Source organism: Paenibacillus sp. AGC31, from assembly GCF_057334655.1.
This window is the reverse complement of sequence record NZ_JBHFJH010000004.1, coordinates 39,191-64,204: the sequence shown is the minus strand read 5'-3', so window position 1 is coordinate 64,204 and position 25,014 is coordinate 39,191. Positions and strand designations below refer to the sequence as shown.

The following is a 25,014-nucleotide window of genomic DNA, read 5'->3' as shown; positions in this document are numbered from 1 at the left end:
CGCTGGGTAGCTATGTACGGACGGGATAAACGCTGAAAGCATCTAAGCGTGAAGCCCCCCTCAAGATGAGATTTCCCAGTATGTAAGACCCCTTGAAGACGACGAGGTAGATAGGCTGGGGGTGGAAGTGCAGCAATGCATGGAGCTGACCAGTACTAATCGGTCGAGGGCTTATCCAATAGCAAGTGATAATTCGCGTGTTTCGTTTCGAATCTAGTTTTCAGAGAATGATCTCTGAAATGAAAATTGGTACATCACAGAACGTGTGTATGATTTTCATTTCCATATCTGATTTTAAGAAGCTATGCTTCGACAAATCGCGTTTGGTGGCGATGGCGGAGGGGTTCCACACGTACCCATCCCGAACACGACCGTTAAGCCCTCTAGCGCCGATGGTACTTGGACCGCAGGGTCCTGGGAGAGTAGGACGCCGCCAAGCGAAGAACCACTGCCGATGTTATTCGGTGGTGGTTTTTATTTGTTTATTTAAAGGGATGCGAAAGCATCTCTTATTTGACTTTGTAAGAATCCTCTGACACACTCTAAAGAGTACATATATCAGATATCAGGCCATGATTTGGATTGATAATAACTCTAGCGAATGGGGTGTAGGACGACATGGAAATTCAGAAATTGACGGTAGATGATTTTGAACCAGCGATGGCACTCTCCGAATATGCTTTTCAAGTAGTAATGAGTGAAGAACAAAAAGAAAAACGGCGGAGTCAATTTTCGTCACAGGATATATGGGGTGTATATGAGGATGGGCAGCTAGGAGCCAAACTTCATATCATTCCTTTTCAAACCTATATTCATGGCAGATCGTTCGAGATGGGCGGTATTGCGGGTGTTGCCACCTGGCCAGAGTATAGACGCAAAGGCTGGGTAGCGGGTCTGCTGAACCATGCGTTGGAAGAAATGAATCGTAACAAACAAAGTATATCATTCTTGCATCCATTCTCCTTTGGTTTCTATCGGAAGTATGGATGGGAGACTTATGTTGAATTTAAACGTTATAAAGTGCCTACAGCTCATTTGCCTTCGAAAAAAGCGACACCTGGAACGATTCGGCGTGGGGATCCGGGCCTCAGCATACTAAAGGAAGTATACAGTGCTTATGCTGAGCGTTATAACGGAACTCTGGTTCGGGATGATGCAAGGTGGGAGAATTCAGTTCTTGTTAATGGGACCAGCCAGAAGGCTGTATATTACGATGAAGCTGATGCAGCACAAGGTTATCTTTTATATGAGGTTAAGGAAAATAAATTTACCATTAAAGAGATCATCTATCTGAATGAAGAGGCGAGGCAAGGGCTGTGGACCTTCATTGCTAACCATGATTCCATGATCCAGGAAGTTACGTTGCAGGCGCCTGCCAGTGATACGCTTGCCTTCCAACTGGATAACCCACGGATTCAGCAGGAGATTGTACCTTATTTTATGGCGCGTATCGTTAGTGTAGAGCAGTTTATATCTCAGTATCCATTTGCAAGCCAGGACTCACCGGTGCAGATTGTTCTACAGGTAGAGGATACCTACGCTCCGTGGAATGAAGGGGTATGGCAATTAAACGTGGCAATGAACGGAACAGCGTCCATATGGAAAACTTCGGAGGCAATTAATGATGATCAGACCATTAAGGTGGATATTCAATCCCTTACCGCGGTGCTGATGGGATATCGCAGACCAACGGAAATGGCACGAATCGGAAGAATTCACGGACCGAACACAGCAATCAAGGCTTTGGAACAAGCGATTCCTGAACGGGAAACCTATTTGCTCGATTTCTTCTGATGACTATGCCCACTGTTCCATTTAACTTGATTAGCTTATATAGAAATACGGCGTGATTGAAAGACAAATGGACTTCTCCAGCAATTTTGGGGAGGTTTTTTTGTGTCTGGGGAATATTTCGTGTAAAATCGTAAAAAATGAATAGTGACCCCACTTGGCAAAACCACAAAATATGCTATAATGGTTATAAAGTCAAAGAAAGTCAAAGTCAACTAAAGGTTTAATACTTAAGTAGCTTTCTTTCTACAATCTGATGCATGATCGCCAATATACGGGATTCATTTCATCGGAGGATCAAGGGAATATTAAAGGACCTTCGTGCTTCCTTCGCTCTCCTGTTAACACCTGTGGAAGCAAGATTCGCTGTTTCCCTGATTGGTTAAATGGGTAGAGAAGGTGTACTCTGTGGGGGCGTGTGGGTCCTTATTGACTTAACGTTTCAGACAGTGGAGGATGATTGGATGCGTAATATCTCTGATATTATCGAACGATATCTGAAGAGTATTTTGCATGAAAGTCCCGAAGGAATGGTTGAAATTCAGCGTAATGATCTGGCAGATCAATTCTCATGTGTACCTTCCCAGATCAATTATGTCATCAGCACACGTTTTACACTCGAGAAGGGATACCTGGTAGAGAGTAAACGCGGCGGTGGTGGTTATGTTCGCATACAGCGCATTGAATTACCGGCCCAATCAGCTCTGCATAATCATTTGCACCATAGTATTGGTGAAGAGATCGGGCAGACAGCTGCCGAAGGATTGATCTATCAATTGGAAGAAGCACGCTTCTTGAGCAAGCGGGAAGCCGGGTTGATGCGAGCTGCTGTATCTAGAGAGGTTATATTAGTCAAACTTCCTTACCGGGATCAAATTCGTGCCAGAATGTTGAAGGCGATGTTAATATCTTTGCTCGGTAAATGAAAACTATCGGGGTCAAAGGAGGTACATCAATATGCTGTGCCAAGAATGCAATAAACGTCCGGCGACACTTCATTTTACGAAGATCGTAAATGGAGAGAAGACGGAATTCCATATTTGTGAGTCATGTGCCCGTGAAAAAGGGGAAATGATCCCTGGAACAGCAGGTGGGTTTTCCATTCACAACTTATTGTCCGGATTGCTTGATTTTGATCCAGCCAGCAAAAGTGGATCGGCAGGAACACCCCCTGCAAAAGCACTTCAATGTGAAGAGTGTGGTATGACGTACTCACAATTTAGCAAGATAGGCCGGTTCGGCTGCAGTTCATGTTATAAATATTTTGACAGCCGTCTGGATCCTTTGTTCAAGCGAGTTCATGGTAATACGTCCCATGTAGGCAAAGTGCCTGCACGAGCTGGTGGTCGCATCAAGGTGAAACGGCAAATCGCTGATCTGAAGCGTGAGCTCCAGGAGAGCATCGCGCAAGAGGAATTTGAAGAGGCGGCTCAGATCCGTGACCAGATCAGAGGACTTGAAAAAGGAATAGCTCAGGAGTAAAGTTTGTCATGAGTAGGAGGGATGTGTAATGCCTAATCTGCGCTTTACAGAGAAGGCGCTCAGCGACTGGATGCGCAGTGATGCGGCTGATTCCGAAATTGTCATTAGCAGCCGTGTCCGGATTGCACGCAACCTTCAGCATATTCCGTTTCCGATGCTGGCTTCCAATGAGCAATCGGAAGAGGTGCTGAATAAGCTGAGCGAAGTACTTCAATACGATGACGTTCATGCCTTTGGGGATTTTCATACGTTGGATCTGATCGATATTGACGAACTCGACAAACGGGTGCTGGTGGAGAAACATCTCATCAGTCCAAGTCTTGCGAATGAATCCAGGAATGGTGCGGTTATTCTCAGTGAGGATGAGTCTGTCAGTATTATGATTAACGAAGAGGATCATCTTCGTATCCAGTGCCTCTATCCGGGGTTCCAGGTGAAAGAAGCCTGGGAGAAAGCTTCCGCAATAGATGATGCTTTTGAAGCGCACGTGGATTATGCTTTTGATGATCGCAGAGGATACTTAACCAGCTGTCCTACTAATGTAGGTACAGGTGTTAGAGCATCGGTTATGATGCACTTGCCTGCCCTGGTGATGACACAACAGATAGGCCGTATTCTAACCGCAGTTTCCCAAGTGGGATTGACGGTAAGAGGAATATACGGTGAAGGCAGTGAGGCGATGGGTAACCTGTTCCAGATCTCGAACCAGATTACTTTGGGACAGACCGAACAGGAAGTCATCGAGAACCTGCATGGTGTTGTATTACAGATGATAGGTCATGAGCGTACAGCTAGAGAACGGTTAATTACCGACTCCAGACTTCGGATTACGGATCGTGTCATGCGCTCTTACGGCATATTGTCTCATGCAGCTATTGTTGATTCCAAGGAAGCTGCACAGCGCTTATCGGATGTACGCCTTGGCGTGGATCTCGGTTTGTTGGATGGACTGTCCATTACGGTAATGAATGAGTTGAATGTGATGACACAGCCGGGATTCTTGCAGAAAACGTTCGGGGAAGATATGCGCACAGATGAGCGTGACATCTACCGTGCTCAGTTGATTCGTGATACGATCAATGCAGCGAAGCAGTCCTAGTTTAGCCTGATATAGTATTGAATTATGGTTTCATGCCGCATTGCGGCTTTTATATAATAAGGCATGTACGAATTGCCGAATGACTTTATTCGCAGCACGGCTGCAAACAAAAATGATATGAAGAATACGACGGTTATTTCATTACATGACCCTCGTTTTATCCAAAACCATGGAGGTGCAGGAGATATGATGTTTGGAAGATTTACGGAACGGGCCCAAAAGGTGCTCGCACTCGCGCAGGAAGAAGCTGTCCGTCTCGGTCATAATAACATCGGTACTGAGCATATTTTGCTCGGCCTCATTCGTGAAGGCGAAGGCATCGCAGCCAAAGCACTGATCGGCCTGGGACTCGGATTGGAAAAAATTCAGGATGAAGTAGAAACGCTGATTGGCCGTGGCCAAGAGCAACCTACCAACATTGCATATACGCCACGTGCGAAAAAAGTAATTGAACTGTCTATGGATGAAGCTCGTAAATTGGGCCACACTTATGTAGGCACAGAGCATATCCTGCTCGGATTGATTCGTGAAGGCGAGGGTGTTGCAGCACGTGTGCTCAATAACCTGGGTATTAGCCTGAACAAAGCACGCCAACAAGTGCTGCAATTGCTTGGCAGCAGTGAAGCTGTATCCAGTCATAATGGAACACCTGCCAATGTAAGCACACCAACGCTGGACAGTCTGGCACGTGACCTCACGGCTTATGCGAGAGAGAACAACCTGGACCCCGTCATTGGGCGTAGTAAAGAAATTGAACGTGTCATCCAGGTACTCAGCCGTCGTACGAAGAACAACCCAGTATTGATCGGTGAGCCAGGTGTAGGTAAAACAGCGATTGCTGAAGGCCTTGCACAAAAAATCATCGCAAATGAGATTCCGGAAACATTACGCGACAAACGTGTAATGACCCTGGATATGGGTTCTGTAGTCGCTGGAACCAAATATCGTGGTGAGTTTGAAGATCGTCTGAAAAAAATCATGGATGAGATCCGCCAAGCAGGTAACATTGTCCTGTTTATCGACGAATTGCATACCTTGATTGGCGCAGGCGGAGCTGAAGGCGCCATCGATGCTTCTAACATTTTGAAACCGGCTCTGGCCCGTGGAGAATTGCAATGTATCGGTGCGACAACACTGGATGAATATCGTAAATACATCGAGAAGGATGCAGCGCTTGAGCGTCGTTTCCAACCGATTACTGTAGATCAGCCTTCTCCGGAAGAAGCGATTCAAATCTTGCACGGTTTGCGTGACCGTTATGAGGCGCATCACCGCGTGAAAATTACGGACGAAGCAATTGTGCAGGCGGTTAAACTGTCTGACCGTTACATTACAGACCGTTTCCTGCCAGACAAAGCGATTGACCTGATTGATGAAGCGGGTTCCAAAGTAAGATTGAACTCTTACACGATCCCACCAAACCTGAAACAACTGGAAAGCCGTCTGGAAGATATCCGTAAGGAAAAAGACGCTGCAGTTCAAAGTCAGGAGTTCGAAAAAGCAGCAGCTCTGCGTGATACGGAACAAAAAATCCGTGAAGAGCTGGATGTAACGAAGAACCAGTGGAAAGAGAAACAAGGTCGCACCGATTCTGAGGTTACTCCTGAGGATATCGCACAAGTGGTAGCCAGCTGGACAGGAATCCCTGTGAACCAACTGAAAGAAGAAGAGACACAGCGTCTGATGAATCTGGAGTCTATTCTACATGAACGTGTCATCGGTCAGGATGAGGCAGTGAAGTCTGTCAGCCGTGCGGTTCGTCGTGCTCGTGCGGGACTTAAAGATCCAAAACGTCCGATGGGTTCATTCATTTTCCTCGGCCCTACAGGGGTAGGTAAAACAGAACTTGCTCGTGCTCTGGCTGAAGCGATGTTCGGCGATGAAAATGCAGTAATCCGGATTGATATGTCCGAGTATGGTGAGAAGCACTCGACTTCCCGACTTGTCGGAGCGCCTCCAGGATATGTTGGGTACGAAGAAGGTGGCCAGCTGACAGAGAAAGTTCGTCGCAAACCATATTCCGTAGTCCTGCTCGATGAAATCGAGAAAGCACATCCAGAAGTATTCAATATCTTGTTACAAGTGCTTGAGGATGGTCGACTGACGGATTCCAAAGGTCGCGTCGTTGACTTCCGCAATACGCTGATTATCTTGACATCCAACGTGGGTGCCGAAGCGATCAAACGTAACTCTACACTGGGCTTCACTGCAGTTGTAGATGCAGGAGCAGATTATGACAACATGAAGGGGAAAGTGATGGATGAGCTGAAGAAAAGCTTCCGTCCAGAGTTCCTTAACCGGATTGATGAAATTATCGTGTTCCACTCACTTGAAGAAAAACACATCGCTGAAATTGTTACGCTTATGAGTGAAGAACTTCGTAAACGACTGCTCGAACATGAGGTCGATTTCGAACTCACTGATAATGCCAAGTCTTTCCTTGCGAAGTCAGGCTTTGATCCAGCTTACGGTGCGCGTCCGCTTCGTCGGGCGATCCAGAAGCATATCGAGGACAAATTGTCCGAAGAGTTGCTCACAGGTAACGTAACCAAAGGGGATTCATTGCTCATCGACGAAGAGAACGGTGCACTGTCTGTTACGAAAAAAGACGTAGTCGTTTCGTCCAATGAGGAAATCGAAACTAAATAATATTTAGCAAGCTTTGGAGTTAAACTTCAGCTTGTATTGATCCATAATCCTTAATCAAATCCTTCTCGGCTTCGGCCGGGGAGGATTTTTTGCACTTTGGACAGAAGACGGACATGATTATGTCAGGAACATGTGTAAAGTTTGCGATAATCCTTTACGAAAAATCTCAAACAATGGTAAACTTTTAGTAACCCTGCACGTCAGGGAGTTTGGGTGAAATTCGTCGAATAATGCAAAATGCTGTTATAAAACTAAATTATAGGAGTGCTGAAGTGGCCAAAGTTAAAACCAAGTTTCAATGTACGGAATGCGGCTATGAAGCCCCCAAGTGGTACGGTAAGTGTCCGGGTTGTCAGTCATGGAATTCAATGGTGGAAGAAACAGAGACGGTGGTCAAAACACAGGGGAGAAATTCTCCTCTGTTTGACAGTAAAGATAAACCGCTTCCTATCATAGATATAGATAGCGGTCAGGAACCGCGTGTACAGACTGGAATCGGAGAGTTGAACCGAGTATTGGGTGGCGGAATCGTTCCGGGTTCACTCGTTCTGGTGGGCGGAGATCCGGGTATCGGTAAATCAACGTTGATGTTGCAGACGTCCCATGCTTTGACGCATTCGGGTTTGCGTGTGTTATATGTTTCCGGTGAGGAATCAGTCAAGCAAACCAAATTGAGGGCAGACCGCCTCGGGGCACTCTCTGCCGAGTTGTATGTACTGTGTGAAACCAATATGGAACGTGTAGAGGAAGCGGTGGATCAGATCCAGCCGCATTTTCTTGTCATCGACTCCATTCAGACGGTATATCTTCCCGAAGTTACCAGTGCGCCAGGTAGTGTAGCGCAGGTAAGGGAATGTACGTCAAGGTTCATGCGGATTGCCAAAGGCAGAGGCATTGCAACTGTTCTTGTGGGGCATGTTACCAAAGAAGGTGCCATTGCCGGTCCACGTATGTTAGAACATATGGTGGATTGCGTCCTTTATTTTGAAGGAGAACGGCATCATACGTATCGCCTGCTGCGTGCGGTGAAGAACCGTTTTGGTTCAACCAATGAGATTGGCATTTTTGAAATGGGCGAGGATGGACTTCGTGAGGTGGGCAATCCGTCCGAACTCTTTTTGTCGGAACGTCCACTGGGTGTAGCAGGTTCAACGGTAGTTGCCAGTATGGAGGGTACACGCCCTCTGCTCGTGGAATTGCAGGCGTTGATCTCGACCACACATTTCCCTTCTCCCCGCCGTATGGCAACAGGGGTAGATCTGCATCGATTAAATCTGATCATTGCAGTGCTGGAGAAACGAATGGGGATGTTTTTACAGACCCAGGATGCGTATCTGAATGTGGCTGGTGGAGTACGGTTGGATGAGCCTGCTGTAGATTTAGCGGTTGCTGTCAGTATTGCATCCAGTTTGAGAGATGTACCGACCAAGCCGGACGACGTCATCTTTGGCGAGATTGGTCTGACAGGTGAAGTTCGAGCCGTATCACGGGCCGAACAACGAGTGAAGGAAGCCGCAAAGCTGGGCTTCAAACGAGTTATTTTACCAGAAAAAAGCTTAAAGGGCTGGAAACATCCTCGCGGGATACAACTGATCGGTGTGAATACCGTGGCAGATGCACTAGCGGTTGCTTTAGATTAGGGGGCATAACAAGATGAAAGATATGAGCCAACTGGATAATATGAATGAGTTGTTAAGGCTGATCGCACCAGGTACACCTTTCCGCGAAGGTCTGGAAAATGTGCTGCGCGCCAAGACGGGCGCACTGCTTGTTGTAGGATACAGCCCTGAAGTAATGGAAGTGGTGGATGGGGGATTCTCGATTAACTGTGATTTCTCCCCGAACTATCTGTATGAACTCGCCAAGATGGATGGAGCCATTATTCTTAGCGAGGATTTGAAGCGTATTCTTTACGCCAATACCCAGTTAATCCCGGATTCATCCATCTCTTCATCAGAGACGGGGATTCGTCACCGGACGGCAGAGCGTGTAGCAAAGCAAACGGGTAAATTGGTCGTATCCATATCACAGCGCCGGAATATCATTACCTTGTATCAGGGAACACTTCGTTATTCCCTCAAGGAAATCGGGGTTATTTTGACCAAAGCGAATCAAGCGATTCAAACCCTGGAGAAATACAAAGCGGTATTAACACAGTCCCTTACGAATCTGAGTGCTTCGGAATTTGAGGAATTAGTAACGATTCCTGAAGTGGTTAATGTGATTCAGCGTACCGAAATGGTGATGCGGATCAAAACGGAAATCAAACGATACATTCATGAACTTGGGAATGAGGGACGACTCATTTCCATGCAAATGGAAGAGCTCGTGGGTACAACGGAAGAAGAAGCCTGGTTATTGTATAAAGACTATGCCCGTGACGACAGTGATGACAAAATCCGTGAAATTATCGTGGGACTGAAAAGATTGTCGGACGATGAGTTGCTGGATGCACATCATATTGTCCGTCTGCTCGGCTATCCATCATCAGCGGCTACTTCTGAGGATTCGGTTGCACCTCGTGGATTCCGGGTATTAAATAAGATCCCCCGCCTGCCCAATGTCATTATCCATAATTTGGTGGATCAATTCGAACAATTGCCTCATGTTATTATGGCTACAATTGAAGAACTGGACGAAGTGGACGGTATTGGTGAAGTTCGTGCCCGGACCATTAAGGAAGGCCTCAAACGTTTGCAGGAGCAAATGTTTATCGACAGACAGATGTAAGGGTTTGCCTATATAAAGGCTTGAAATGGATGAGGTGAAACAACAATGCTAACCAGATTCATTCCGAATCTCTTTACCCTGGGTAATCTGTTTCTTGGAATGATGGCAATTTTGCTTGCGATTGATGGAAATTACAGTTTGGCTGCCATTATGGTCATTGTAGCGATGCTACTGGATGGTCTGGATGGCCGAGTGGCACGTGCACTCAATGCTCAAAGTGAATTCGGCAAGGAACTGGATTCCTTGTCTGACATGGTTTCCTTTGGTGCAGCACCAGCCCTGATCATATTTATGGTGTCGTTTCAAGATTCGATGCCGATCCTCGCCTGGATCGCAACAGCGGCTTTTCCGATCTGTGGAGCCATTCGTCTTGCTCGGTTTAATGTTCGTCCGGGAATTCCCGGGTATTTCACAGGTCTGCCGATTCCCGCAGCCGGTGGGGTGCTGGCTACACTGTCCTTGTTCAATAAGGATATTGGTCCGGTTAGCATGATGATTGCTACGTTGCTGTTATCGTATCTGATGGTGAGTTCGCTTAAATATCCCAATTTCAAAAAGGTCGGTTTGCCACGCAAGGCAATCTGGATTGCACCATGGGTTGTGTTATTTGCCATAGCCGTAGCCGTTATTTTCCCGGAGCAGTTATCCAAATTGATCTTTATTCCGCTGGTATTATACGCCTTGTATGGAATGAAGCATAATGTGCGAACAGCGGCCTCGCGTAGTCGGGCGAAAAAGCGCAAGGATGAGAAATCTTCCCGTCCTTCCGATCGTTAAGCCGCCTTGGGGACAGACACTATACAAAGAAAGCACGTACTCTCCTGAACTGGAGAATGCGTGCTTTTTGTTTATTCAGATCTATTTACGGTAAAAGAAACCCTTGCGGACGACATACATATCTTCTTACGACAGATTAAACATCCCTAACGTTGAACACTTCTGTGATTCGTGATTTACGACCTCTTCCATGTTAATGTCCAGCAGATTGCAGAGAGCCGACATGTAGAACAGGTTCCGCCCTAGTTCAGAGCTGATGACCTCTCTGCAGTTCTCACACAACTCACCTTCCACATGCGTTTCCAGCAGGCCCTTGGTTTGAGCGATATCGCTCTCCGGGGCATATTTCTGCTTGGTGGCGTGCAGCTCGATGCAGCCGCATTCGGTAATGGCTTTGGACACGGCACGATTAACAGACGCTCCGGCTTGTCCCGTTTTGGAAAGTACATCAATCAGGCTGCGATGACGCAGCAACAGTTCAGAAACTTGATCCTGGAAAGCCTGTAAACTTAGCGTACTCATTTTGCCACTCACCTCGGGATATGAATTGAATTCATTATATGCCAATAATTTACCTACTTTCAACTGACGATTGCAACATTTCCAAAAAGTTCTTCCAGATGGGATTAGCAATTCAGGAATTGGATCATACTGGATATAAAGTCAAGATACATTGAAGGAGGTGCAGGGACTAATGTGGAAAAAAGGCATTTTAACTTTTACAGGATTGTGCGGTGCATGGTTCGGCTACACGGCATATCATCTGGCAGGAAAATCGGTCCCATGGATGGCTGAGTGGATTCAGTCAGCAGGATTACTGGGAGCTGGTATATCGACACTGCTGGGAGCTGTAATGTTTATGGCTGTATGTAATATCGGTGGAACATTGATGGCAGACAGGCTGCATAGTGGAATCGATTCATTGGCAAAAGTACCTATGAACGAACTGGCTGCAGGTGCCGCAGGTACGGTGGCTGGGTTGCTGGTGGCCTTGTTGCTCTACCCTGTTGTGGGATGGATGGGGACAGCAGGAGAAGTGCTGCAAGTGGCGCTGACGGTGATTAGTGCTTATTCTGGTTATACCCTTGCCATGGCGAAGAAAGACGATCTGGGGGCCTTCTGGATGTCTGGGCGATGGGGTCATCCCGAGGTGGACGAGGATAGACGGATGGAAGAACATAAGATTCTGGATACCAGTGTTATTATCGATGGGCGTATCGCTGATATATGCAAAACCGGATTCATTGAAGGCACGATCGTAATTCCGGAATTCGTTCTGGAGGAGTTACAGCATATTGCCGATTCATCGGATCTGCTCAAACGGAACAGAGGACGGCGTGGACTGGACATTTTGAATAAAATCCAGAAGGAACTTGATGTAAAAGTCCTGATCTACGAGGGGGATTTCGAGGAAATCTCCGAGGTGGACAGCAAACTGGTTAAACTGGCTAAAGTGCTTCAGGGCAAAGTGGTCACCAATGACTTTAACCTGAACAAAGTGTGTGAACTCCAAGGTGTATCTGTGTTGAACATTAATGATCTCGCCAATGCGGTCAAGCCAGTTGTTCTGCCAGGTGAGGAGATCATGGTGCAGATCATCAAGGATGGCAAGGAGCATGGTCAAGGTGTAGCCTATCTGGATGATGGCACTATGATCGTTGTGGAGGGCGGACGCGAGTATATCGGCATGATGATGGAAGTGCTGGTGACCAGTGTGTTGCAGACTTCAGCGGGACGAATGATTTTTGCCAAGCCGAAACTGTTGGAAAAAGCCCAATAAAGCGGTATGATGGGTAGTGTATCGTTGAATGATATTGTATATCTTCGGACGATAAACTGACAGACAAGGCAGGGATTGCGGCATGGATAAAGGGTGGGGCGTTGTCATTGTGGCAGCAGGTCGCGGAACCCGGATGGGGACGACCGAGAGCAAACAGTTTCTGTTGCTGCAGGACAAGCCCGTTTTCATACATACGCTTGAGGTATTTGCTGCGCTGGACGAGATCCGCGAGATGGTGCTGGTCACAGGAGCCGCAGATGTTGAACGCTGCCAGGATTGGGTAAAAGAATACCAACTGGATTCACGTGTCCGTGTTATCCCCGGAGGGAAAGAGAGACAACATTCTGTCCATAAAGGCCTTGAGGCACTTGGGACGGATTGGGTTCTCGTTCACGACGGGGTACGTCCTTTTGTGAACCATGAGCAGATCAAGGGATGCATGGCGGCCGCCATATCCGGTGGTGGAGCAGCTGTGCTGGCGGTTCCCGTGAAGGATACGATCAAACAAGTGAATGCGGAAGGAGTCGTTACGGCGACGCCAGACCGCAGCAGTCTGTGGAGCATTCAAACCCCGCAGGCTTTTCGTCTTTCTTCCCTGCTCTCCGCCTACGCATCAGCCGAGCAGGACGGATTTCTGGGAACAGATGATGCCATGCTGGCTGAACGTCAGGGAATGTCGGTCAAGGTTGTGGAAGGCAATTATACCAATATCAAATTAACAACGCCGGAAGATTTGCAATATGCTGCGTTTTTGCTGGGGGGAGAGAAGAAGCGATGATACGTGTAGGACAGGGATTTGATGTACATCAGCTGGTAGAGGGACGCCCGTGCATTATTGGCGGAGTAACGATTCCTTATGAAAAAGGATTGCTGGGTCACTCGGACGCAGACGTGCTGTTGCACGCGATTAGTGATGCCATTTTGGGTGCGCTGGCACTTGGGGATATTGGCAAACACTTCCCGGATACCGATCCGGAATTCAAAGATGCCGACAGCCTGAAATTGCTGGAGCATGTATGGCAGCTTGTGAAGGATCGCGGGTATAAGTTAGGGAATATTGATTCAACGATTATTGCCCAGAAGCCAAAGATGGCTCCTTACATCCCACAGATGGCTGAGGTTATTGCCAAGGCACTGGAAGCGGATGTAACGCAGGTGAACGTGAAAGCAACAACGACAGAGCAACTGGGATTCCCAGGACGGGGAGAGGGCATTGCCGCTCAATCCGTTGTTTGCCTTGTACGTGTGTGATATCATCAATCAATTAGCGACGGAGGGGATCATATGAGCACGGAAATTCGTGTGCGTTACGCGCCGAGCCCAACGGGACACCTGCATATCGGGAATGCCCGTACGGCGTTGTTTAACTATCTATATGCCAAACATAATAACGGTAAATTCATTATTCGTATTGAAGATACGGACGTGAAACGGAATATTGCCGGTGGTGAAGAAAGCCAACTGAAATACCTGAAATGGCTCGGAATTGAGTGGGACGAGAGTATTGACGTGGGCGGAGAATACGGACCATACCGTCAAACGGAACGTCTGGACCTCTATCGTAAATATACGCAGGAATTGCTGGATAAAGGTCTGGCTTACCGTTGCTTCTGCACGGAGGAAGAATTGGAGCAAGAGCGCGAGGAACAGTCAGCACGTGGAGAAACACCGCGTTATTCGGGTAAACACCGTGACCTGACTCCAGAGCAAATTAATGCGTTTGAAGCGGAAGGTCGCGTAGCGAGTATTCGTTTCCGTGTGCCGGAAGAGCGCACATATACGTTTGATGATATGGTTAAAGGCACAATCTCGTTCAACAGCAAGGAATCCGGTGACTTCGTCATTGTGAAAAAAGACGGCATTCCCACATACAACTATGCTGTTGCTGTGGATGATCACTTGATGAAGATCTCCCACGTCCTGCGTGGGGAAGATCACATCTCGAACACGCCGCGTCAACTGATGATCTATGAAGCGCTCGGCTGGGAGCCGCCGCAATTCGGTCATATGACGCTGATCGTGAATGAAAATCACAAGAAGCTGAGTAAACGGGATGAATCCGTTATTCAGTTTATTGAGCAATATGATCAGCTCGGCTATTTGCCTGAAGCGATGTTTAACTTTATTTCCTTACTCGGCTGGTCGCCGGAAGGTGAAGAAGAAATCTTTTCGCAAGAGCAGCTGATCTCCATTTTTGATACGAAACGTCTGTCCAAGAGCCCGGCGGTATTTGATACACACAAGCTGGCTCACTTGAACAACCACTATATCAAACATGCTGATCCGGAACGTATTGCCGAAATGGCTATTCCGCATCTGCAAAAGGCTGGACGTATTTCTTCCGAGCTGTCTGCTGAACAAAAAGAATGGGCTTATACACTGGTACACCTGTACCAGGAGCAGATGAATTCTGCCTCCGATATTGTCGAATTGTCGGAAGTATTCTTCCGTTCCAATCTGGAGCTTGAAAGTGAAGGAGAAGCAGTGCTTGCTGAGGAGCAGGTGCCAACCGTACTGAAGGCATTTGCGGATAAAGTACAGGCGAGCGAAGAGTTTACTCCAAGCAAAATGGCTGCATTGATCAAGGAAGTACAGAAAGAAACCGGCTTTAAGGGCAAACAGCTCTTTATGCCAATTCGTGTAGCCTTGACTGGACAGACGCATGGACGGGATTTGAACCAAACGATCGTACTTCTGGGTCGTGATACGGTGATCGAACGTTTGCTTGCACAAGTAAAATAAGCTTATTCGAGGACATTCCGTTTATTTGGAATCTGAATACAGTCTTATAATGGATGGATTACGTAGCAGGCTGTTGTCAGTCTGAGGCCTTTTCGCTATAATAACAACACAACGAATAATTGATATGATTTATCTAATAGAACAGCAAAGATCGGGAGGAGTAGACTGACCCGGACAGATTCAGAGAGGATGGTCCCGCAGCAAAGAAAGATTTCTTTGGTTGCGGTGGCTGTGAGCCATCCACTGTCCATCAGTCGAAATGCACCCGTGAGCTGCACAGCCGAATCCAGCCCCGCCCTTGTTGATCATGACAAGGGAAAACGTTAGGATAGGTTGTGACGATTGGTTTCCGTTACCAAACCGCTTGAGGGCTCATTCTATCTAAGAATGGACCGAGCAGAGTGGGACCGCGATAAACGCCTCTGCAGCTAAATGCTGCAGGGGCGTTTTTTTTGTTTAGGCGAGTGTGCAGTACACTACCAAGGAACGCGCCGTCCGGTAAGCCGGAGGACGGGAACCTGAACAAGAGGGGAACGAGCATGTTCAAGAAGATCAGATCAGATATCCAGGCGGTGTTTGAAAACGATCCGGCGGCCCGAGGTTGGTTTGAGGTGGTATTCACCTACTCAGGGCTGCATGCGATATGGGCACACCGAATGGCTCATTTTTTATACAAGAGAAGATGGTTCTCGGTTGCCAGGTTCATTTCGCAGGTTAGCCGGTTTATGACAGGAATCGAGATACATCCTGGAGCTACGATCGGAAATCGGTTGTTTATTGACCATGGAATGGGCGTCGTTATTGGAGAAACATGTGAGATTGGCGATGATGTCGTTATCTATCAGGGGGTTACCTTGGGCGGAACAGGGAAAGAAAAAGGGAAGAGACACCCGACCATTGGTAATAATGTGGTTATCTCATCCGGAGCCAAGGTGCTGGGTTCATTTAGCGTGGGGGATCAATGTAACATTGGTGCGAACTCCGTTGTGCTTAAGGAGGTCCCTTCCAATAGTACCGTGGTAGGTATACCGGGCAGAATTGTCAAACAGGATGGTCGACGGGTAGATCGCCTTAGTCAGCAATTGCCCGATCCGGTCGTTGACTCCCTGCGCAGTATGCAAAAAGAACTCGAACGATTGCAGAAAGAAGTACGTACACTGCAGAATGCCCGTGAAAATGAGACTGTGCGTGATACGTGATACAATAAATAAAGGCAGTATAGGATGAAAGGATAAGTGACCATGACGCTTCAGATTTATAATACGATGAGTCGTACCAAAGAGGAATTTGTTCCCCAAGAGCCAGGGAAAGTAAAAATGTATGTCTGCGGACCAACGGTATATGACTACATTCATATCGGGAATGCACGCCCGGTTATCTTTTTCGACACAGTTCGAGGATACCTGGAACAGACAGGACATGATGTGAACTATGTGGTGAACTTCACGGATGTGGATGATAAGCTGATTCGCAAAGCAGAACAACTTGGAACAGATGTTCCTCATGTAGCTGAGAAATTTATTGCTGCCTATTATGAAGACCTTGAGGGATTGGGTATTCCCAAGGCGAGCAGCAATCCGAGAGTAACGGAAAACATGTCGCTGATCATTGATTTTATCCGTGAGCTGGTTGAAAAAGGATTTGCGTATGAAAATGGCGGTGACGTCTATTATCGTACAGGCAAATTCAGCGAATATGGCAAACTTTCGAAACAAAACCTGCAGGAGCTGCAATTTGGAATCCGTGTGGGTGTGGATGAGCGCAAAGAGCATCCCGAAGATTTTGTGCTCTGGAAGGCTGCCAAACCAGGGGAGATCTATTGGTCCAGTCCTTGGGGGGATGGTCGACCAGGCTGGCATATTGAGTGCTCCGCCATGGCTAGGGAATACCTTGGAGATACACTGGACATTCACGGGGGTGGACAGGATTTGCAGTTCCCGCACCATGAGTGCGAATGCGCCCAATCCGAGGTATTAACAGGTAAACCACTTGCGAACTACTGGATGCATAATGGATTCATCCGGATTGATAACGAGAAGATGTCAAAATCACTCGGTAATGGTGTTCTGGTTAAAGACTTGCGGAATCAATATAAACGCGAAGCGATTCGTTATTTCATGTTGTCTACCCACTATCGCAACCCATTGAACTTCACGGATGATACGATGGAGCAGGCACAGAACAGTGTGGACCGGATTGCGAATGCGGTAGGTAACCTGAACCATCGTCTGAATGCAGTAACTGTTGATCAGGATATCACAGCAGAGTTTGCGGCAAGACTCGACCAAATTCGTCAGCAGTATCACGAGAAGATGCAGGATGATTTCAATACGCCTGATGCAATTACTGCTATGTTTGAGTGGGCAGGGGAAGCCAACCAACTGTTGCAGCAAGAGGTAGTTAATGCGGCAGACATTCGCGCACTCCTCGAGTTGTTCAGTGAATTGAATGCTGTGCTGCGCATTTATACTGACGCAGAGCCAGAACTTCTGGACGAGGAAGTAGAACGTCTGATTGAAGAGCGTGTAGAAGCGCGCAAGTCCAAAAACTGGGCAAGAGCGGATGAAATTCGCGATGAATTGTCTGCACGTGGCATTCTACTTGAAGATACGGCGCAGGGCATGAGATGGCGGCGCAAATGAGCGAAGGACATCCAAATACACCAAAACAACAGGAGCAGGTCACAGAGGGAGGATGGTTCCCGTATCCTCCTTCCAGACCTGCGAGGTTGATTCCACCTATTGCGCTGGCCTATATTGGTGATGCGGTATATGAGGTAGCTGTTCGTCAATATCTGTTGTCGAAGGCCAACATGCGTCCCAATCATTTGCACCGTAGTGCAACCGGGTTGGTATCAGCGAAGGCACAGAGCCGCATACTTACAACGATTGAGGCTGAGCTGACAGAGGAAGAACGGGATATCGTCCGGCAAGGGCGGAATGCCAAGTCGGGCAGTGTACCCAAAAATGCAGATGTGCTGGAGTACAGACATGCCACGGCTTTTGAATGTCTCATTGGTTACCTCTATAGCAGTGGTCATCATGATCGCATGATTGAACTGATCGGGCATGGCATTGAGCACGCGGAACAACAATCGCCATCACCGACAAAAAAATAGAAATTTCAACAAAACAACGCATTACAGAGAGGATCGAACAACGATGGAAGAAGAATGGATCGCCGGTAAACACTCCGTGACGGAGGCGCTGCGTTCAGGCCGGACCATTAATAAAATATGGATTGCCGATACAGCACAGAAACATCTGACTCAACCTATTGTCTCGGAAGCTAAAAAACTAGGTATTGTCATTCAACACGTGGACAAGCGTAAGCTGGATCAAACGGTACCAGGCATTCAGCATCAGGGGGTAGTTGCTCAAGCGGCACCTTACGCTTATGTGGAGGTAGAAGACATTCTTGCCGCAGCAAAAGCGAAGAATGAGCATCCTTTCCTGATTCTGCTGGATGAGATTGAAGATCCGCATAACCTGGGGTCCATTTTGCGGACAGCGGACTGCACGGGTGCGCATGGCGTCATTGTACCCAAACGTCGCTCGGCTGCGGTAACCGTGACAGTATCCAAAACATCAGCAGGCGCTGTGGAGTACGTGCCAGTGGCTCGTGTAAGTAATCTTGGACAGACCATCGATCGCCTCAAAGAGGAAGGTGTATGGGTTGTAGGGACAGATGTCACGGCTCATGAAGGTGTCTTTGGTAATGGAGTCTTTACTGGCCCTGTGGCATTGGTAATCGGAAATGAGAACAAGGGAATGGGACGGCTTATTCGTGAGAAATGCGATGTGCTGATCAAATTACCAATGCAAGGTCAGATTAATTCCCTGAATGCTTCCGTGGCAGCCGGGGTTGTCATGTATGAAGTGCTCCGTTCGCGTCAAGCGCAGGAATAGAAGGTATGGCTGATTCCCGTGATGTGCTTCTTGTAGACGGGTACAACATGATTGGCGACTGGCCGGAATTAACCAAACTGGCGGAAAGTGGGCTGGAAGAAGCGCGAAACAGGCTTCTCTTTCGTCTTGCAGATTACCAGGCTTTCTCCGGCCGTCGAGTCATTGTTGTGTTTGACGCCTACCTCGTGCCTGGACTCGGTAAATCCTTTACTCAGAGCAAAGTGCAGATCTATTTTACAAAGGAAAAAGAGACGGCAGACGAATGCATTGAGAGACTCGTTCGGGAACTAAGCATGCGAAGACGCCAAATTTATGTGGCTACGAGCGATATGGTAGAGCAACATGTCATATTTGGACAGGGAGCGTTACGTGTATCTGCGAGGGAGTTGCTAATTGAAGTTGAGCAGAACGAAAAAGAATTAAAAAAACGACTGGAAGAAGATCAGGCGAAGACCACGCGTAACACACTCGGGGGCAAGTTGAGTCCCGATGTATTAAAAGAGTTTGAGCGATGGCGCCGGGAATAACAGCACGTTTTTACAAATTTTAGAATATTGAAAGTCTTGACATTTATGTTATTGATGTTCTTTTTTAGGCAGAGCGTGGTTGACGGTGTGAGGTACCATCATATATACTGATCCTATATTTCATAGAGTAGAGTAACGGGGTACCTTGCGTTGCAGCCGGAGGGATTGTCTGTGAGTGTCGACCTCAAAGATATCATGTTATCCAAGTATGATTACCAAAGTGACGAAGACATTGTCGAAGCTTTCCGTGAAGGCGAAAGCGAAGCGTTAGAGTTTTTGATTAACAAATATCGTAACTTTGTACGCGCCAAGGCAAGATCTTATTTTCTGATTGGGGCAGACCGGGAAGATATTATTCAAGAAGGAATGATTGGCCTCTACAAATCCATTCGAGATTTCAAAGGGGACAAGCTGGCTTCGTTCAAGGCTTTTGCCGAACTGTGTATTACAAGACAGATCATCACGGCGATTAAGACAGCAACACGTCAGAAACATATTCCACTTAATTCTTATGTATCTCTGGACAAGCCTATTTATGACGAAGAGTCTGATCGTACGTTACTCGATGTGATTTGTGGAACTCAGGTCAGTGATCCGGAAGAACTTATCATCAATCAGGAAGAGTTTGTGGGCCTGGAAGATAAAATGTCCGAGATTCTGAGTGATCTGGAACGTAAAGTATTGATGTTGTATCTGGACGGGAGATCTTATCAAGAGATTGCAGTAGATTTGGACAGACATGTGAAGTCCATTGATAATGCACTTCAGCGCGTCAAGCGCAAACTTGAAAAGTACCTGGAAGTTCGAGATAATTAAACACATGTTGTCGTTGACGGAAAAGGCTCGGTGTTTGAGTCTTTTTTTAGTGTCTCAAGTTTATAAAATCTAAGAATGTTTATACTAGTAATCGCTCGGTCCATGCAGGAGAAGAGAAAAACAGAGATGAGAAACGAATGTACGTTGTACGGAAGTAATACCCAATGAATGAAAGGCTATTCTTTCATTGACATGGTTATACCCTTGTGATAAAGTGTTTTAGGTAGGCCTAAATTTATGGCTTTTTTTTCAGGATCAATTTAGAGACTCTGCTTGAATGTGGAAGTCTTCGGGAGGTGTACATCATGCGGGTAATTATTACTTTGGCTTGTACTAACTGCAAACAAAGAAATTACACTACGACAAAAAACAAGCGTAATCACCCCGACCGCATGGAGATGAAGAAATTTTGCAAGTTTTGTAACGAGCAGACTTCTCATCGCGAAACCAGATAGTTTTTGGAGGTGTCGGCGTGAAACGAAGTTTCAAATCTCTGATTTCCTTTTTCTCAGAAAGCTGGGCTGAACTTAAAAAAGTTCGCTGGCCTAATCGTAAAGAGCTGACCAACTACACATTGATCGTACTTGGTACTGTTGTGGTTATGACGCTGTTTTTTTGGGTCATTGACATTGGCATCTCCTTTGTGATCGAAGCGATTATTTAAGAAGGGTTCCGGTGGCTTGATATGGAAAAAAGATGGTACGTCGTTCATACCTATTCAGGGTATGAGAACAAGGTCAAAGCCAATTTGGAAAAACGCGTAGAGTCTATGGGCATGGAAGACAAGATATTCCGCGTTCTTGTTCCTATGGAAGAAGAAGTGGTAAACAAGGACGGTAAGAAAAAGACCGTTATGCGTAAAGTTTATCCCGGTTATGTCTTGGTGGAAATGGTACAGACGGATGATTCTTGGTATGTTGTTCGCAACACACCAGGTGTTACAGGATTTGTCGGTTCGACAGGTTCTGGGTCCAAACCAACTGCATTGTTGCCTGAAGAAGTGGAACAAATTCTGAAGCACATGGGTATGGTTGAGCCTAAGCCGAAAATTGAGTTCGAAATTAAGGAATCCGTACGTATTAAAGTCGGTCCTTTTGCGAATTTCGTAGGCTCCGTGGAAGAAATTTTGGTAGATAAAAGCAAGTTGAAAGTGCACGTGAACATGTTTGGACGGGAAACACCGCTTGAGTTGGAATATACGCAAGTGGAGAAGATATAATTTCTTCAAGTTTCTTGTGGGAGGGTTGAAAAACCCGTTAACCACTATTTTGCAAGGAGGTGTCAATCATGGCGAAAAAAGTTATTAAAATGGTAAAACTGCAGATTCCAGCAGGTAAAGCAAACCCAGCACCACCAGTAGGTCCGGCTTTGGGTCAAGCAGGTGTCAACATCATGGCATTCTGTAAAGAATTCAACGCTCGTACAGCTGATCAAGCGGGATTGATTATTCCAGTTGAAATTTCTGTATTCGAGGACCGTTCCTTTACTTTCATCACTAAAACTCCACCAGCAGCAGTTCTGTTGAAAGTGGCAGCTAAAGTTGAAAAAGGATCCGGCGAACCGAACAAGAAAAAAGTTGCTACTGTTAAACGTGATGCGGTACGTCAAATCGCAGAAACAAAAATGCCTGACCTGAATGCAGCAGACGTTGAGTCCGCTATGCGTATGGTCGAAGGTACTGCCCGCAGCATGGGTATCACCATCGAAGACTAATTTTCATAAGAAACATGGCTTCGTAAAACCGGTCGATTCGCGACCGGTTGATGTGGGAGGTATATCCGCTAACACCACAAAGGAGGAATAAAACATGGCTAAACACGGTAAAAAATACCTGGAAGCTGCTAAGCTGATTGACAGCGAAGCAACTTACGAGCCTTCAGAAGCTGTAGAGCTTGTGAAAAAGGCAGCTACTGCAAAATTCGATGAAACAATCGAAGCAGCAGTTCGTTTGGGTGTAGACCCTCGTAAGCAAGACCAGGCTGTACGTGGTGTTGTTGTCTTGCCACACGGCACAGGTAAAACACAACGCGTATTGGTATTTGCAAAAGGTGACAAAGCGAAAGAAGCGGAAGCGGCTGGCGCGGATTATGTTGGTGATGCAGACATGATCAACAAAATCCAACAAGGCTGGTTCGAATTCGACGTCTGCGTAGCGACACCAGATATGATGAGTGAAGTAGGTAAATTGGGCCGACTGCTCGGCGGTAAAGGTCTGATGCCTAACCCTAAAGCCGGAACGGTAACTTTCGATGTAACTAAGGCTGTTCAAGAAATTAAAGCCGGTAAAATCGAATATCGTCTGGATCGTGCAGGTCAAATTCATGCACCGATTGGTAAAGCTTCTTTCTCTTCTGAGCAACTTAATGAGAACTTCAAAGCTCTCATGGAAGCTCTGAATCGTGCTAAACCAGCGGCAGCAAAAGGTGTTTATCTGAAGAATGTTAGTCTTTCTTCCACGATGGGCCCTGGCGCACGCGTGAACGCAGCAGCTTTTAGATAATATCTCTTGACAGGCTTGTCCTGTTTTTGATAAGATATAAAAGTTGTGAGTCCGAGTGACTGACCGTTGACATTTGAATATGCTTGCCGTAGACAGTAGGTGCCTTTTGGCTTAATTTCCTGCCGAGGTGTGATTATAGAACTTAGAACGATGCAAATCGATGATGAGTATATATCAAGCCTTCGTGATTCTACGGAGGCTTTTCTTAATGGGATAAATTTGATCAGGAGGTGTACAGATTGGCAAACGCAAAAGTGATTCAAGCAAAACAAGAATCCGTTGATGCAGTAACAGCAAAATTGCGCGAGAGCGTTACAACTGTTGTTGTTGACTATCGCGGATTGAACGTTGCCCAAGTAACTGAGTTGCGTAAGCAACTTCGTGAAGCAGGGATCGAATTCCAAGTGCTGAAAAACTCGTTGCTTCGCCGTGCAGCTGCAGCAGCAGAACTGACAGAACTCGATAGTGTTCTTACAGGTCCTACTGCAATTGCATTCAGCGTAGATGACGTTGTGGCTCCAGCTAAAATTCTGAACGACTTCGCGAAAAAGAACGATGCACTGGAATTGAAAGGTGCAGTCGTAGAAGGTCGCGTAATCGGAGTAGAAGAAGTTAAGGCATTGGCAGAACTGCCATCCCGCGATGGACTCCTCTCCATGCTCCTCAGCGTGCTTCAAGCGCCAGTGCGCAACTTCGCGCTTGCGGTTAAAGCAGTTGCAGAAAAAGAAGAGCAAGGCGCGTAAGCAACTTGATCTGAATGCTGCTTAGGCGGCAAATGAATTAAAAAAAATAATATTATATATGGAGGTTCACTCATGAGTAAAGAGCAAATCTTGGAAGCAATCAAAGGCATGACTGTACTGGAATTGAACGATCTTGTTAAAGCAATCGAAGAAGAATTCGGCGTAACTGCTGCAGCTCCAGTAGCTGCTGCAGGTGCGGTAGCTTCTGCTGAAGCTGAGCAATCCGAGTTCGACGTAATCTTGACTAGCGCTGGTGCTTCCAAAATCAACGTTATCAAAGCAGTTCGCGAAATCACAGGTCTTGGCCTGAAAGAAGCAAAAGAATTGGTTGACAACGCTCCAAAAGCATTGAAAGAAAAAGTTGCTAAAGAAGAAGCAGAAGCGGTTAAAGCTAAGCTTGAAGAAGCAGGCGCTTCAGTTGAAGTTAAATAATTTAGCTATTACAAGCTAAATGAACAAAACAACAAACCCCTTGACTTATATCAAGGGGTTTGTTGCTGTAATTGTAAATGGAAAGTGAGTGAGGGCATGTCCAATCATTATTATTCGGACAAACCGCAAGTGGCGCATGATCGCAGAGCAACTGAAGCGGTTCTTCGCGGATTCAGTCTGCGATTCGTGACGGATGCCGGTGTGTTTTCCAAAAACGGAATCGATTATGGCAGCAGAGTATTGATTGATGCGATAGAGTTGCCATCAGGGGCTCATGTTCTCGATGTGGGCTGTGGATACGGGCCAATGGGTCTTACAGCAGCCAAACTTGTACCGGATGGGCATGTCACCATGATCGATATCAACGAGAGAGCCGTTGAACTTTCCAGGGAAAATGCAAAAGCGAACGGAATTAACAATGTTACGGTATTGCAAAGTAATCTACTGGCTGAAGTGAAAAAGCAAGATTTTGACGTTATCCTAACCAACCCGCCTATACGGGCTGGGAAAGATACGGTTCATACTATTTTCGAACAGGCACATCGCCATCTGAAGGTAGGCGGTTCGTTGTGGATTGTCATTCAAAAGAAACAAGGAGCCCCGTCAGCGAAAGCGAAATTGGAATCTTTGTTTAGCAGAGTGGAAGAAGTGACGAAGGATAAAGGCTATCGGATTTTCAAAGCGGTGAAATCGGAATAGGTATCTACCAAAAGCAGAATCCGAGTTTGTAAAGTAAGCAGGGGATCATTTTTTTTGCAATAGGACTATTGACTTGAAATTCAGGTCGTGGTATAGTTGTAAAATGTCAGTATTAAGATGCCCTACTTGGCTTTAGCTAACTAAAAATGTCAACCTTTTTTTACGCCGAACGGGCTTATTATGCCTACGTTTGGCGTATAATATGTACATTTTGGGCAAACTGGGGATAAGAATGATTTGGAAAGACATCCGCCGATCAAAGTTGCTCTTTTTTCGAACGACATTTCGAGTAAGGGCTTTTCTTTATTTGTGGATGCATTGCTTTGCTCTGTATGTGTA

At 46.6% G+C, this 25,014-nt stretch carries 27 protein-coding genes, 2 rRNA genes and 1 other annotated feature; of the genes, 28 read left to right on the top strand and 1 reads right to left on the bottom strand.

The features are described from left to right. The 10 genes from ACE04G_RS03820 to pssA all read left to right on the top strand — a co-directional run. Positions 1-179, top strand: a 23S ribosomal RNA gene (locus tag ACE04G_RS03820); the annotation flags it as partial. A gap of 143 nt (positions 180-322) precedes the next feature. Then, positions 323-439, top strand: a 5S ribosomal RNA gene (gene rrf, locus ACE04G_RS03815). A 179-nt stretch (positions 440-618) separates the two neighbouring features. Beyond that, positions 619-1,794, top strand: coding sequence for a GNAT family N-acetyltransferase (locus tag ACE04G_RS03810; protein WP_339305788.1), 1,176 nt, complete (start codon positions 619-621; stop codon positions 1,792-1,794). Positions 1,795-2,255: 461 nt separating this feature from the next. After that, positions 2,256-2,717 (top strand): CtsR family transcriptional regulator, encoded by a 462-nt coding sequence (locus ACE04G_RS03805; RefSeq protein ID WP_036607135.1) that lies wholly within the window; start codon positions 2,256-2,258, stop codon positions 2,715-2,717. Positions 2,718-2,748: 31 nt separating this feature from the next. Further along, positions 2,749-3,273 (top strand): protein-arginine kinase activator protein McsA, encoded by a 525-nt coding sequence (mcsA, locus tag ACE04G_RS03800; RefSeq protein ID WP_237178603.1) that lies wholly within the window; start codon positions 2,749-2,751, stop codon positions 3,271-3,273. Positions 3,274-3,301: 28 nt separating this feature from the next. After that, positions 3,302-4,372, top strand: coding sequence for a protein-arginine kinase McsB (mcsB, locus tag ACE04G_RS03795; RefSeq protein WP_221825261.1), 1,071 nt, complete (start codon positions 3,302-3,304; stop codon positions 4,370-4,372). Positions 4,373-4,558: 186 nt separating this feature from the next. Beyond that, positions 4,559-7,021 (top strand): ATP-dependent Clp protease ATP-binding subunit, encoded by a 2,463-nt coding sequence (locus ACE04G_RS03790; RefSeq protein WP_221825270.1) that lies wholly within the window; start codon positions 4,559-4,561, stop codon positions 7,019-7,021. A 272-nt stretch (positions 7,022-7,293) separates the two neighbouring features. After that, positions 7,294-8,661 (top strand): DNA repair protein RadA, encoded by a 1,368-nt coding sequence (radA, locus tag ACE04G_RS03785; RefSeq protein WP_036671578.1) that lies wholly within the window; start codon positions 7,294-7,296, stop codon positions 8,659-8,661. Between the two features lie 13 nt (positions 8,662-8,674). Then, positions 8,675-9,751 carry a DNA integrity scanning diadenylate cyclase DisA gene (gene disA, locus ACE04G_RS03780; RefSeq protein WP_047841130.1) on the top strand — a complete coding sequence of 359 codons (1,077 nt, stop codon included), beginning with the start codon at positions 8,675-8,677 and terminating at the stop codon, positions 9,749-9,751. 45 nt (positions 9,752-9,796) lie between these two features. Beyond that, positions 9,797-10,528 (top strand): CDP-diacylglycerol--serine O-phosphatidyltransferase, encoded by a 732-nt coding sequence (gene pssA / locus ACE04G_RS03775; protein ID WP_017692048.1) that lies wholly within the window; start codon positions 9,797-9,799, stop codon positions 10,526-10,528. 126 nt (positions 10,529-10,654) lie between these two features. Here the strand turns inward: pssA and ACE04G_RS03770 are convergent, their stop codons facing one another. Further along, positions 10,655-11,050: a nucleoside triphosphate pyrophosphohydrolase family protein gene (locus ACE04G_RS03770; protein WP_017692049.1), complete on the bottom strand. Its 396-nt coding sequence runs from the start codon at positions 11,048-11,050 to the stop codon at positions 10,655-10,657. Between the two features lie 172 nt (positions 11,051-11,222). On the opposite strand from ACE04G_RS03770, the gene ACE04G_RS03765 reads away from it, so the two are divergent. The 18 genes from ACE04G_RS03765 to ACE04G_RS03680 all read left to right on the top strand — a co-directional run bounded on the left by ACE04G_RS03765 (position 11,223) and on the right by ACE04G_RS03680 (position 24,675). Then, positions 11,223-12,308, top strand: a complete 1,086-nt coding sequence (locus ACE04G_RS03765) for a PIN/TRAM domain-containing protein (RefSeq protein WP_047841132.1) — start codon at positions 11,223-11,225, stop codon at positions 12,306-12,308. Between the two features lie 82 nt (positions 12,309-12,390). Then, positions 12,391-13,086, top strand: a complete 696-nt coding sequence (ispD, locus tag ACE04G_RS03760; RefSeq protein ID WP_221825258.1) for a 2-C-methyl-D-erythritol 4-phosphate cytidylyltransferase — start codon at positions 12,391-12,393, stop codon at positions 13,084-13,086. Beyond that, entirely contained in the window at positions 13,083-13,559 is a 477-nt protein-coding gene (gene ispF, locus ACE04G_RS03755; RefSeq protein WP_017692052.1) for a 2-C-methyl-D-erythritol 2,4-cyclodiphosphate synthase, read from the top strand. Before ispD ends, ispF begins: the two co-directional genes overlap by 4 nt. A 33-nt stretch (positions 13,560-13,592) precedes the next feature. Further along, entirely contained in the window at positions 13,593-15,050 is a 1,458-nt protein-coding gene (gltX, locus tag ACE04G_RS03750) for a glutamate--tRNA ligase (RefSeq protein WP_221825257.1), read from the top strand. Positions 15,051-15,589: 539 nt separating this feature from the next. Next, the gene (cysE, locus tag ACE04G_RS03745; protein WP_221825254.1) at positions 15,590-16,249 is read left to right on the top strand and encodes a serine O-acetyltransferase; all 660 of its coding nucleotides are present in this window, start codon (positions 15,590-15,592) and stop codon (positions 16,247-16,249) included. Positions 16,250-16,291: 42 nt separating this feature from the next. After that, positions 16,292-17,692 carry a cysteine--tRNA ligase gene (gene cysS / locus ACE04G_RS03740; protein ID WP_221825253.1) on the top strand — a complete coding sequence of 467 codons (1,401 nt, stop codon included), beginning with the start codon at positions 16,292-16,294 and terminating at the stop codon, positions 17,690-17,692. Then, positions 17,689-18,168 carry a Mini-ribonuclease 3 gene (locus ACE04G_RS03735; RefSeq protein WP_076334124.1) on the top strand — a complete coding sequence of 160 codons (480 nt, stop codon included), beginning with the start codon at positions 17,689-17,691 and terminating at the stop codon, positions 18,166-18,168. Before cysS ends, ACE04G_RS03735 begins: the two co-directional genes overlap by 4 nt. A gap of 43 nt (positions 18,169-18,211) precedes the next feature. Next, positions 18,212-18,958, top strand: coding sequence for a 23S rRNA (guanosine(2251)-2'-O)-methyltransferase RlmB (gene rlmB, locus ACE04G_RS03730; RefSeq protein ID WP_449004969.1), 747 nt, complete (start codon positions 18,212-18,214; stop codon positions 18,956-18,958). A gap of 5 nt (positions 18,959-18,963) precedes the next feature. Next, positions 18,964-19,485 carry an NYN domain-containing protein gene (locus tag ACE04G_RS03725; RefSeq protein WP_036607162.1) on the top strand — a complete coding sequence of 174 codons (522 nt, stop codon included), beginning with the start codon at positions 18,964-18,966 and terminating at the stop codon, positions 19,483-19,485. Between the two features lie 171 nt (positions 19,486-19,656). Further along, the gene (gene sigH / locus ACE04G_RS03720) at positions 19,657-20,301 is read left to right on the top strand and encodes an RNA polymerase sporulation sigma factor SigH (protein ID WP_017692059.1); all 645 of its coding nucleotides are present in this window, start codon (positions 19,657-19,659) and stop codon (positions 20,299-20,301) included. Between the two features lie 305 nt (positions 20,302-20,606). Next, entirely contained in the window at positions 20,607-20,756 is a 150-nt protein-coding gene (gene rpmG / locus ACE04G_RS03715; protein ID WP_072735843.1) for a 50S ribosomal protein L33, read from the top strand. A gap of 17 nt (positions 20,757-20,773) precedes the next feature. Continuing rightward, on the top strand, positions 20,774-20,965 hold the full coding sequence (gene secE / locus ACE04G_RS03710) for a preprotein translocase subunit SecE (RefSeq protein WP_017692060.1): 192 nt from the start codon (positions 20,774-20,776) through the stop codon (positions 20,963-20,965). A 21-nt stretch (positions 20,966-20,986) separates the two neighbouring features. Continuing rightward, a complete protein-coding gene (gene nusG, locus ACE04G_RS03705) occupies positions 20,987-21,520 on the top strand; it encodes a transcription termination/antitermination protein NusG (RefSeq protein ID WP_145336484.1) in 534 nt (177 codons plus the stop codon). Between the two features lie 68 nt (positions 21,521-21,588). Then, the gene (gene rplK, locus ACE04G_RS03700; RefSeq protein ID WP_017692062.1) at positions 21,589-22,014 is read left to right on the top strand and encodes a 50S ribosomal protein L11; all 426 of its coding nucleotides are present in this window, start codon (positions 21,589-21,591) and stop codon (positions 22,012-22,014) included. A gap of 94 nt (positions 22,015-22,108) precedes the next feature. Beyond that, the gene (gene rplA / locus ACE04G_RS03695) at positions 22,109-22,801 is read left to right on the top strand and encodes a 50S ribosomal protein L1 (protein WP_017692063.1); all 693 of its coding nucleotides are present in this window, start codon (positions 22,109-22,111) and stop codon (positions 22,799-22,801) included. Positions 22,802-22,869: 68 nt separating this feature from the next. After that, positions 22,870-23,016 (top strand) — a sequence feature (ribosomal protein L10 leader region). A 24-nt stretch (positions 23,017-23,040) separates the two neighbouring features. Next, positions 23,041-23,544: a 50S ribosomal protein L10 gene (rplJ, locus tag ACE04G_RS03690; RefSeq protein WP_017692064.1), complete on the top strand. Its 504-nt coding sequence runs from the start codon at positions 23,041-23,043 to the stop codon at positions 23,542-23,544. Positions 23,545-23,616: 72 nt separating this feature from the next. After that, positions 23,617-23,976 (top strand): 50S ribosomal protein L7/L12, encoded by a 360-nt coding sequence (gene rplL / locus ACE04G_RS03685; protein WP_017692065.1) that lies wholly within the window; start codon positions 23,617-23,619, stop codon positions 23,974-23,976. Between the two features lie 96 nt (positions 23,977-24,072). Then, on the top strand, positions 24,073-24,675 hold the full coding sequence (locus ACE04G_RS03680) for a class I SAM-dependent methyltransferase (RefSeq protein ID WP_221825268.1): 603 nt from the start codon (positions 24,073-24,075) through the stop codon (positions 24,673-24,675). Positions 24,676-25,014 lie beyond the last annotated feature (339 nt).

Excerpts from the sequence above, each read along its gene's own strand:
- ACE04G_RS03810 (WP_339305788.1), top strand. The coding sequence starts at position 619 with ATGGAAATTCAGAAATTGACGGTAGATGATTTTGAACCAGCGATGGCA.
- ACE04G_RS03805 (WP_036607135.1), top strand. The coding sequence starts at position 2,256 with ATGCGTAATATCTCTGATATTATCGAACGATATCTGAAGAGTATTTTG.
- mcsA (WP_237178603.1), top strand. The coding sequence starts at position 2,749 with ATGCTGTGCCAAGAATGCAATAAACGTCCGGCGACACTTCATTTTACG.
- mcsB (WP_221825261.1), top strand. The coding sequence starts at position 3,302 with ATGCCTAATCTGCGCTTTACAGAGAAGGCGCTCAGCGACTGGATGCGC.
- ACE04G_RS03790 (WP_221825270.1), top strand. The coding sequence starts at position 4,559 with ATGATGTTTGGAAGATTTACGGAACGGGCCCAAAAGGTGCTCGCACTC.
- disA (WP_047841130.1), top strand. The coding sequence starts at position 8,675 with ATGAAAGATATGAGCCAACTGGATAATATGAATGAGTTGTTAAGGCTG.
- pssA (WP_017692048.1), top strand. The coding sequence starts at position 9,797 with ATGCTAACCAGATTCATTCCGAATCTCTTTACCCTGGGTAATCTGTTT.
- ACE04G_RS03770 (WP_017692049.1), bottom strand. The coding sequence starts at position 11,050 with ATGAGTACGCTAAGTTTACAGGCTTTCCAGGATCAAGTTTCTGAACTG.
- ACE04G_RS03765 (WP_047841132.1), top strand. The coding sequence starts at position 11,223 with ATGTGGAAAAAAGGCATTTTAACTTTTACAGGATTGTGCGGTGCATGG.
- ispD (WP_221825258.1), top strand. The coding sequence starts at position 12,391 with ATGGATAAAGGGTGGGGCGTTGTCATTGTGGCAGCAGGTCGCGGAACC.
- ispF (WP_017692052.1), top strand. The coding sequence starts at position 13,083 with ATGATACGTGTAGGACAGGGATTTGATGTACATCAGCTGGTAGAGGGA.
- gltX (WP_221825257.1), top strand. The coding sequence starts at position 13,593 with ATGAGCACGGAAATTCGTGTGCGTTACGCGCCGAGCCCAACGGGACAC.
- cysE (WP_221825254.1), top strand. The coding sequence starts at position 15,590 with ATGTTCAAGAAGATCAGATCAGATATCCAGGCGGTGTTTGAAAACGAT.
- cysS (WP_221825253.1), top strand. The coding sequence starts at position 16,292 with ATGACGCTTCAGATTTATAATACGATGAGTCGTACCAAAGAGGAATTT.
- ACE04G_RS03735 (WP_076334124.1), top strand. The coding sequence starts at position 17,689 with ATGAGCGAAGGACATCCAAATACACCAAAACAACAGGAGCAGGTCACA.
- rlmB (WP_449004969.1), top strand. The coding sequence starts at position 18,212 with ATGGAAGAAGAATGGATCGCCGGTAAACACTCCGTGACGGAGGCGCTG.
- ACE04G_RS03725 (WP_036607162.1), top strand. The coding sequence starts at position 18,964 with ATGGCTGATTCCCGTGATGTGCTTCTTGTAGACGGGTACAACATGATT.
- rpmG (WP_072735843.1), top strand. The coding sequence starts at position 20,607 with ATGCGGGTAATTATTACTTTGGCTTGTACTAACTGCAAACAAAGAAAT.
- nusG (WP_145336484.1), top strand. The coding sequence starts at position 20,987 with ATGGAAAAAAGATGGTACGTCGTTCATACCTATTCAGGGTATGAGAAC.
- rplK (WP_017692062.1), top strand. The coding sequence starts at position 21,589 with ATGGCGAAAAAAGTTATTAAAATGGTAAAACTGCAGATTCCAGCAGGT.
- rplA (WP_017692063.1), top strand. The coding sequence starts at position 22,109 with ATGGCTAAACACGGTAAAAAATACCTGGAAGCTGCTAAGCTGATTGAC.
- rplL (WP_017692065.1), top strand. The coding sequence starts at position 23,617 with ATGAGTAAAGAGCAAATCTTGGAAGCAATCAAAGGCATGACTGTACTG.
- ACE04G_RS03680 (WP_221825268.1), top strand. The coding sequence starts at position 24,073 with ATGTCCAATCATTATTATTCGGACAAACCGCAAGTGGCGCATGATCGC.